General features: G+C 65.0%; 1 protein-coding gene. It reads left to right on the plus strand.

The features are described from left to right. Window positions 1–15 precede the first annotated feature (15 nt). The coding region (locus Q8814_RS26205; RefSeq protein ID WP_330154840.1) for an amidohydrolase family protein at window positions 16–1,223 on the plus strand (1,208 nt) is incomplete at its 3' end.

Below are 1,223 nucleotides of genomic sequence, written 5' to 3' on the forward strand. Positions count from 1 at the left end.
ATGAACATTGACGACATGGTGATGATCAGCATCGACGACCACGTGGTCGAACCGGCCGACATCTTCGAAAAGCACTTCCCGAAGAGCCTGATGGATCAGGCACCCACGCTCACCGCCCATCCGCGCAACCCCAACGTGCAGGCCTGGCAGTTCCAGGGCTCGGTGGTCGGCAGCTCCGGCCTGAACGCCGTCGTCTCCTGGCCCAAGAACGAGTGGGGCATGGACCCCACCGGCTACGCCGAGATGCGACCCGGCGTCTACGACATGGACCTGCGCGTGCGCGACATGGACGCCAACGGCACCCTCGCCGCGACACTGTTCGCCACCTTCCCCGGCTTCGCCGGCACCCACCTGGCGAGCCTGCCCGACAAGAAGCTCTCCCTCGCCGCCCTCAAGGCGTTCAACGACTGGGTGGTCGGCGAGGTCCCCGACACCCATCCGGGACGCTTCATCCCGCTCGGCATCATCCCGTTCTTCGATGTCGACGAGTCGGCCCGTGAAATTCGGAGGCTCGCCGCGATGGGTTGCCGTTCGATCAGCATTCCCGAAACGCCGTACGGTGTCGGTGAAGGCTTCCCTGACTTCAAGTCCGGGTACTGGGATCCGATCTTCTCGGCCTGCGTCGAGCACGACATCGTGCTCAGCCTGCACATCGGCGGCGGATTCAGCTTGGTCAAACGTCCCGAGGGCTTCAACCTCGACGACATGATGATCCTGACACCGCTGATCTCCACCATCGCGGCCACCGACATGATGCTCAGCGGGGCCTTCCAGAAGTTCCCCGACCTCAAGGTCGCGATGAGCGAGGGCGGTGTCGGCTGGGTCGCCCCGTGGCTCGACCGGCTCGAACGGCACGTCGTCAACCAGTCCTGGACGGGCACGAGCTTTTTGCCCCAGGGCATGTCGCCGACGGACGTGTGGCGCAAGAACTTCCTGGCGTGCTACATCACCGAACCGAGCGGGCTGAGCAACCGCGACCGGCTCGGCATCGACACCATCGCGTGGGAGTGCGACTACCCGCACTCGGACTCGACGTGGCCGAATTCGCCGGAGATGCTCAAGGAGGAGCTCGACGCCGCGCAGTGCACCGACGCGGAGATCGACAAGATCACCTTCGAGAACGCCTCTCGCTTCTTCGGCTGGGATCCTTTCGCGCACATCCCGCGCGAGCAGGCCACCGTGGGTGCGCTGCGCGCCAAGGCGGCCGATGTCGACATCAGCGA

The sequence above is a fragment of the Rhodococcus chondri genome, from assembly GCF_036327435.1.
Lineage (GTDB): Bacteria > Actinomycetota > Actinomycetes > Mycobacteriales > Mycobacteriaceae > Rhodococcus > Rhodococcus chondri.